The sequence below is a fragment of the Anaerococcus sp. AGMB09787 genome, assembly GCF_022808955.1.
Lineage (GTDB): Bacteria > Bacillota > Clostridia > Tissierellales > Peptoniphilaceae > Anaerococcus.
In genome coordinates this window covers 1-7,190 of sequence record NZ_JAKZEY010000042.1, presented here as the reverse complement: position 1 = coordinate 7,190, position 7,190 = coordinate 1, and the positions used below count along the sequence as shown (strand labels likewise).

Annotated in this window: 3 protein-coding genes and 3 pseudogenes; 3 read left to right on the top strand and 3 right to left on the bottom strand. The window is 27.9% G+C overall.

From position 1 onward, the window contains the following. Window positions 1-383: 383 nt before the first annotated feature. Window positions 384-485 (top strand): annotated as a pseudogene (locus MUN42_RS07800) (hypothetical protein); the annotation flags it as partial. A gap of 46 nt (window positions 486-531) precedes the next feature. Further along, window positions 532-690: pseudogene (locus MUN42_RS07795) on the top strand (endonuclease); the annotation flags it as partial. Between the two features lie 111 nt (window positions 691-801). Here the strand turns inward: MUN42_RS07795 and MUN42_RS07790 are convergent. The 3 genes from MUN42_RS07790 to MUN42_RS07780 form a co-directional block, all read right to left on the bottom strand. Next, window positions 802-2,436 carry a GNAT family N-acetyltransferase gene (locus tag MUN42_RS07790; protein WP_279323822.1) on the bottom strand — a complete coding sequence of 545 codons (1,635 nt, stop codon included), beginning with the start codon at window positions 2,434-2,436 and terminating at the stop codon, window positions 802-804. A gap of 196 nt (window positions 2,437-2,632) precedes the next feature. Then, complete coding sequence (locus MUN42_RS07785; RefSeq protein ID WP_243344134.1) at window positions 2,633-3,826, bottom strand: MFS transporter; 1,194 nt, start codon at window positions 3,824-3,826, stop codon at window positions 2,633-2,635. Window positions 3,827-3,848: 22 nt separating this feature from the next. Next, window positions 3,849-5,018: a radical SAM protein gene (locus MUN42_RS07780; RefSeq protein ID WP_243344133.1), complete on the bottom strand. Its 1,170-nt coding sequence runs from the start codon at window positions 5,016-5,018 to the stop codon at window positions 3,849-3,851. An 813-nt stretch (window positions 5,019-5,831) separates the two neighbouring features. Between MUN42_RS07780 and MUN42_RS07775 the strand changes: the two are divergent. Beyond that, window positions 5,832-6,947 (top strand): annotated as a pseudogene (locus tag MUN42_RS07775) (IS256 family transposase). The last annotated feature ends 243 nt before the right edge of the window (window positions 6,948-7,190 follow it).

Below are 7,190 nucleotides of genomic sequence, written 5' to 3'. Positions count from 1 at the left end.
GCTAATAGAAAATATATGTGGTAAAACATACTCTAAATCTTTTGTGTCATCACTAACCAAAGAACTTGACAAAGACGTAAAACTATGGAGAAATAGCGATTTAAAAAACTTAAATATCCCTATTTACTTGTAGATGTAGTATACATAAAAGTAAGAGAAAACAATAGAGTAGTATCAAAAGCTTGTCATATAACAATAGGCATAAATGAAAAAGGAAATAGAGAAATCATAGGCTTAGACCTAAGTACTAGTGAAAATGAATACTCATGGTCAAATTTCTTTGAATATCTAAAAGCTAGAGGATTATCTGGACTAAAAATGGTAATATCTGATGCCCACAAAGGCTTAGTCAAAGCAATAAAAGAAACATTTATAAATGTATCATGGCAAAAATTCAGGTAAATTTTCTAAGAAACATCCTAACAAAAGCACCAAAGAAAAATACTGAAGAATTTAGAACTGATATCAAAACACTATTTAAAATCCAAGATGTAACTCTAGCAAGAAAAATGAAAGATGAAATCTTCTTAAAATACAAAATAAAAAGAAATACTATCCAAACTCGATAAATTGCAAGAAAAAAAGAACACCCTTATGCAAGAGTATTCTTTAAATAAATAACAATTTTCTGACCTTGTTCAGTATAGGAAAAACTATGAAAATTATTATGGTAAGGAAGTGGAGAGGTAAAATATAACTCTCATAAATTAGAGATTTTGTAAATTTTTGTGTATCAACCCTTACCTTTATATCAGGATTTAAGCTGATACATAAAATTATTTACAAACCAGTGAAACATTCTCAATCAGTTCGTATATATCTATATACTAATTCAAATTTAGTAAATCCTGCTCTTTCATAGCAACGCTGTGCAGCATAATTTTCACTCCATGTTTGAATAAACAGATCCTTACTTGTTAGCTTCATTAAAGAACGTAAGACTTCCGTTCCATGACCAATATTTTGATAATTTTCATAAATTTTAAAATCATATATACCTATAATATCAGTTATAACAAAAAACTTACCGATTATGTCCTTACCATATCTTATAAAATAAAATTTTGTATGTCTGCTATTTTTTCTAGTGAACCCATAATCTCCCCAAACATCAAGAGTATTTTCTTCAAACGAATATTTCTCATCAACATAATCTTCCTCACTATTCGAATAATAATAATTTATGTCATATTCAGGATCCCTTTCATATCCTTTTCTAACAAGGTAGTTATCATACAATCTAAAATTCTTCATTTCTTGAGAAAGTCTTATACATTTTTCATTATAATCTATACCTATATAAAAGTTAAAATCTGTTGTATTCAAATCGAAACGACTTACTTTAATACCTTCATTTTTATAATGAATCTTACTTCCAATACTTCTCAGCCATAGCAATTCATTATTTAATATTTTATAAAATACATCATCTATTGTCTTTTCTTTTAAAAAAAGCCTACTTATAGTAGATAAAACTACCCTACGCCTAGTATCGCATTCTGAAATTGTATAGTTTCTATATTTGCATCCACCAAGACACGTTGGATAAATGATACACGTTTTACAAGATTTTCTTTCTCCCAAATATATAGGTTGTTTCATAAAGTGTAATATATTTTTTGTTTTACTATTAATAGAAATATGTGTTTCAGAAGTTTCTGCAACTTCTGCCCAACACTTACAAAGTGAAGTATCTGGTCGAATAACCACGCTTCCTAAAAAATCAACATTACAAAAAGCTCCAATATATTTTGGATTCTCTAAAGAATTAGTGTATTCTAATAAATCCAAATATTCTTCATTCAGTTCTTCATCATCAAGTACCATTCCTTCATAGCAAGTAGATTCTCCTCCGTAGTTTTCAACCAACATTGGTTGAAAAAAAATACTTACAGATTGATTTACTGATAGTTGAATTAGATAGTCATATAATCTAATGCACTCTGATAAATTAGTTTTATCTATGTTCATGCGAATAATTAAGTCTATCTTCGTCTTTATCTTTTCAATATTAGAAATTATTGTATCGAAACTTCCTGTACCATTAGGACTAATACGTCTAGAATCATGCAGTTCTTTAGTCCCGTCTAATGTAATTTGAATATCAGTAATACATAATTCTTTAATATATGGAATCAATTTGTCCAACACTAAACCATTGGTAATAATTCTTCCGCTATAATTAAGAGATAGTTCTTGACAAGTTTTCTTTATATTATGGGAGGCCTCTATAATAAAATTTAAATTTAGAAGTGGCTCGCCTCCAAACCAAATAACCACAACTCTTGTAACATTAGAATTACTCTTTTTGTATTCACGTATCAGTTCACAAATAGATGGAATACATTTTTCTTTCAAAAAGTTCTTGCCATGCTTCTCAAAACAATATGGACAATTTAAATTACATGCATCTGTCGTTGCAATAGTTATACACATAAAATCACTATGCTTTTTTTAAAAAAATCCATGCTCAACTATCGATTGAAAGTTACTAACTAAAGAATTTGAATTATTATCATCCTGAAAATCAAATCTACCGTGTACTAAATCATATGATATTTTCTCCCCCAAAAATGTAGTATTAATAATATATTCCATAATTACCTCGTTCTTTACAATCAATAAGTAAATATTATTTAGTATCTAATACTATATGCCCCATATTCTTATTAAAAGATACTATCAAGAATCCAATAACAAAAATCGTAGATAATATAATCCCACCAAAAAGCTCATTATAATTCGATATTGCAGAAATTGCATATATACCAATACTTGGCGAAAACATAATTATTGCATCAATTCCACCTAGTAACTTACCTCTATTTGCTTTATCTAAATTAGCAACAGTATGTGCGAATAATGGTTGTGTTAATGAATCCGAAAATCCATATAAAGCAAAGCAAGCAACTAGTAAAAATTGATTTTTAAATGAATAAATAGCCATTATAATAAATAAATTTAGCAACATACTTAATTTAAATGTTGTGCTTACATATTCACTTATTTTGCTTACAACTGCTAGTCCCACGATTTCACCAACTGTAATTGATGATTTAAGGACTCCTAAAAGTGAAGCTGATTCGTTAATATTTGCCTTAAATACTGGTAAGATCATTGGTATATAACCATAGGCAAGATTAAGGACAAACATTAAAACAACAAATACGAATAGGTATGAAGAATGTCGAATAGTCACAAGTGTATATTTTACGTCTGATATTATTGTATCTATTATGCCAGTTGAAAATTTATTGCTGATTACAATCTCTTCATAAATTACTTTTGATATAAGTAACAAAGAAATAAAGTATGTACCAATATCAATAATAAATATTGCGAGTTCTGAAACATGCTCGATCAATAAACCTGCTAAAGCTGCTCCTCCAACACTAATAATTCTTGTAACAATATTTGAATAACTTTGAAATTTAATGTACTGATTTTCATCAAATATATCAGAAGTCATTGAAATATAACTTCTAATGAACAATTCATTATTAATATCATTTAGCAAAACAAACAGTAAGCCTATTGCAATATAATCTTTAACCAATCCCCAAAATAAAGCAAATAAACTGATAATAACAATTGATGAAATATGTGAAATTATCATCAGTTTTTTCTTTGAGTGCTTATCGACAAATGATCCTACAAAAAACGACAGAATAGCGCGAAATGCTAAAGATGTTCCAATTACATATACTGCATTCATAAAATTACCTGTATCAGAGCTTAGCTCCCAAGAAATAAATAAATCAAAAATTATATCTCCAATAGTATTTATTGCTATAGCTGAAATTAGCAAATTTGTATTTTTATTCATAACTTCGCCCTATCTTCCTAAGTTATTCATCTTTATCATTGCACTTTATGACAGTATCCGAATACTTTTTAAGCACTTTTTCAATAAAATATTCTTTAGCAAAATGAAAATAATCACAATTATACAAACATATTTGTTTGCATTCACTTTCTTCTGCTCTGCATCCACCACCACAATAATATGCAATATCACATTCTGAACAAATATCTTTTTTATCGACCATATCATTAGCTATAATACGTTGTCTATTCGATTTAATTTCACTAATAGCTGTATCACTTAATAGATTTGTAATACAATTTCCATCTTTCTCTTTCTTCACGCAAGGATAAACGTCTCCATTGGGCATAATACTCAAAGCATTAATGCCAGCACCACAGTGCATTATCGGAAATCCAAGGCTGTGAAACATCATATTATCTGCAAAATTAACAATTTGAAATGTCTTAATTAAATCACCATTTTCAGTATTATAGACAAAGTCAAGCAATTCTTTCAATTGGTGAATATTTGGTTTGCACGAATCTACTACTTGTTTAACCATAAAAAAAACAACATTTATATTTTGTTTTTTATAAAATGAATAAAATTCCTTTGAGTCTTCTATATTATCACGAGTAAGCACTTTCATCACAACAACATTAGCACCATTTTTCACAAGTTTTTTTATATTATTATACACCACTTCAAAATGATTCTTTCCACGAGTTTTTGAATTTGTATATTCATCTATACCATCAATACTAATTTGAAACACAACTCGGTTATTACAATACAAATGCATCTTAGAGTCATCAATCAATGATCCATTGGTAACAACATATATTTTATCAAAAAAATCGCATTCAATACAAGATTCTAAGATACTATGAAAATTTGCATTGTAAAATGGTTCCCCTCCTATAAGTGTAATATTTTTAGCATTTAACTCTTTTAACTTTCTCAAAATTACATAATTATCTTCCATGCTAACAGTTGAATTATCATGAATAGAATAACAATATGTACAATTAAAATCACATCTTTTAGTCAAGTTGTAATACACCACACTTAAAGAATCTATTGAACTTGCATATTCATAATACCTGTTGATATTTGATAGCAAAATTTCTGACTCACTAGAAAAAACTACATTCCCATTTTGATTTATCACTTTATAATTACGAGTAAAATCGTCAGTTAGTATCTTCATACTTTATTTCCTCTTATAAAATAAAGCCTAATCCGCGTAAAACAGACTAGGCTTCATTTGAATAATCTCACTTACGCGACTTGATCTGACTTTGATGTTACATCAACTTTGCTTTTATTTTTCACGTTACATGCAAAAATATCAGCATTATTTTCCATCTTCACTACATCACTTTTCTTTGCCATACTACATGCAAAAATATCAGTCATAATCTCTCTCATTCCTCAAACTATGATTACTTACTAAGATTTTATATACCTAAAATGGGATTAATATCTTAAAAATTTAATCTTTTAGCTAAAATATTATATACTCTTATTGCCACTGAACACAACTTATTATACGGATATTTTGGTAGTATTACTTCAACTAAACACTAATATTTCTCATTTACTGAAAACTTATTAATAAGGAATCCATTAACATTCAAAATTATCCTTTAATAGTAATAGCTGTTACTTAATCAAAGATAAAGGCAACTCAACATGAGTACTCTGATTTTCATTTTAACATTACTATATTACAACTAACGATTATCCGATAAAAACAATTATGTCGTCAGTTGTAATTAAATCATATAAAAATCAATTTTTAACTTTTATTATACCGTTTAGGTGTAAAAATCTTTAGTTGTTTATATTTTAACACATGAACAGGATTAAACCAATAGTAACCATATTTATTTTAATGCACAAAAATTTTAGATATAGTATCATTAGATAAAGTCCGTATAATTGTGTAAAAAGAAAAAGGTCATTTGACCCCTTAACTAGTACAATGTTTTAAGCATAAAAACAAACTAGGAGGAATCAAATGACCCAATTACACTTTACAATTAACCAAGAAGAAATACAAAGTTTAATTAATGAATCTGTCGACAACAAAATCGCTAGATCAATCCTAACAAAAGTTTTTAACCATCTTATGGAAAAAGAAAGATATGAATACTTAGAAAATAAAGCCTATAAAAGAGATCTTAATAGAACTACTTACCCTAATGGCTACTATGAACGTGACTACACAACAAAGATAGGAACATTGACCATAAGAGTAGCTAGAACAAGAGATTGAAAATTTTTGGCAGAAGTTTTTGAAAGATACCAAAGCTAATAGAAAATACGTGTGGTAAAACATATTCTAAATCCTTTGTATCATCCTTAACCAAAGAACTTGACGAAGAAGTAAAACTATGGAGAAATAGTGATCTAAGTACGATAAAATATCCCTACATAATGGTAGATGTAGTATACGTAAAAGTAAGGGAAAAGAATCGTGTAGTATCAAAAGCTTGTCATATAGCAATAGGAATAAATGAAAAAGGAAGCAGAGAAATCATAGGATTTGATATTAGCGATGGAGAAAATGAGTATTCACGGTCTGACTTCTTTGATTATTTAAAACAAAGAGGCTTATCAGGTGTAAAAATGCTAATATCAGATACCCATAAGGGACTAGTAAAGGCAATAAAAGAAACATTCATAAACGTAACAAGGCAAAGATATCAGGTTCATTTCCTAAGAAATATCTTATCAAAAGCCCCAAAGAAAAATACAGAAGAATTTAGAGAAGGTATTAAGTCTCTATTTAAAATACAAGATATAAAGCTAGCAAGGGCAATGAAAAATGAAATATTAAAAAAATATGAAAATGAAAAGAAATATCAAAATAGCTTAAATGTCTTAGATGAAGGATTTGAAGATGTTTTTCCTATCTAGGAAATGAAATAGTCCATAAGAGATTAAGAACAACAAATTGTTTAGAAAGATTAAATGAAGAAATTAGAAGAGGTGAAAAAGTGATTAGGATATTTCCTAACGAAGATTCAGCTATACCATTAATATCTAGCCCGTCGGCTTTTGGAGACCAATCCTCATTGATATCAATGAGGACCTCCTAACATCTTATAAATTATATATTAGAATGAAATAGTGAATATTGTATTAGTAAATTTTACAAAATATTATCATAGTATAAAATATTATGTGTAAAATAGAAAAAGAGAACTCAAACTTGTAAAGTTTTATTAAGAAATAAAAGAAAAACATAAACTAACAAGGAGTTCTCTAAATACTCCATTTTAAATTATTAAAAGTGTAAAATGCATGTGAATGTATATGTTTAAAATATAACTTATAAAATAATACGATATAAAGAGTTATAAGCGATTACCAT

Bases quoted from the DNA above. Each gene is read 5' to 3' on its own strand.
- MUN42_RS07785 (WP_243344134.1), bottom strand. From the start codon at position 3,826: ATGAATAAAAATACAAATTTGCTAATTTCAGCTATAGCAATAAATACT.
- MUN42_RS07780 (WP_243344133.1), bottom strand. From the start codon at position 5,018: ATGAAGATACTAACTGACGATTTTACTCGTAATTATAAAGTGATAAAT.
- MUN42_RS07790 (WP_279323822.1), bottom strand. From the start codon at position 2,436: ATGTGTATAACTATTGCAACGACAGATGCATGTAATTTAAATTGTCCA.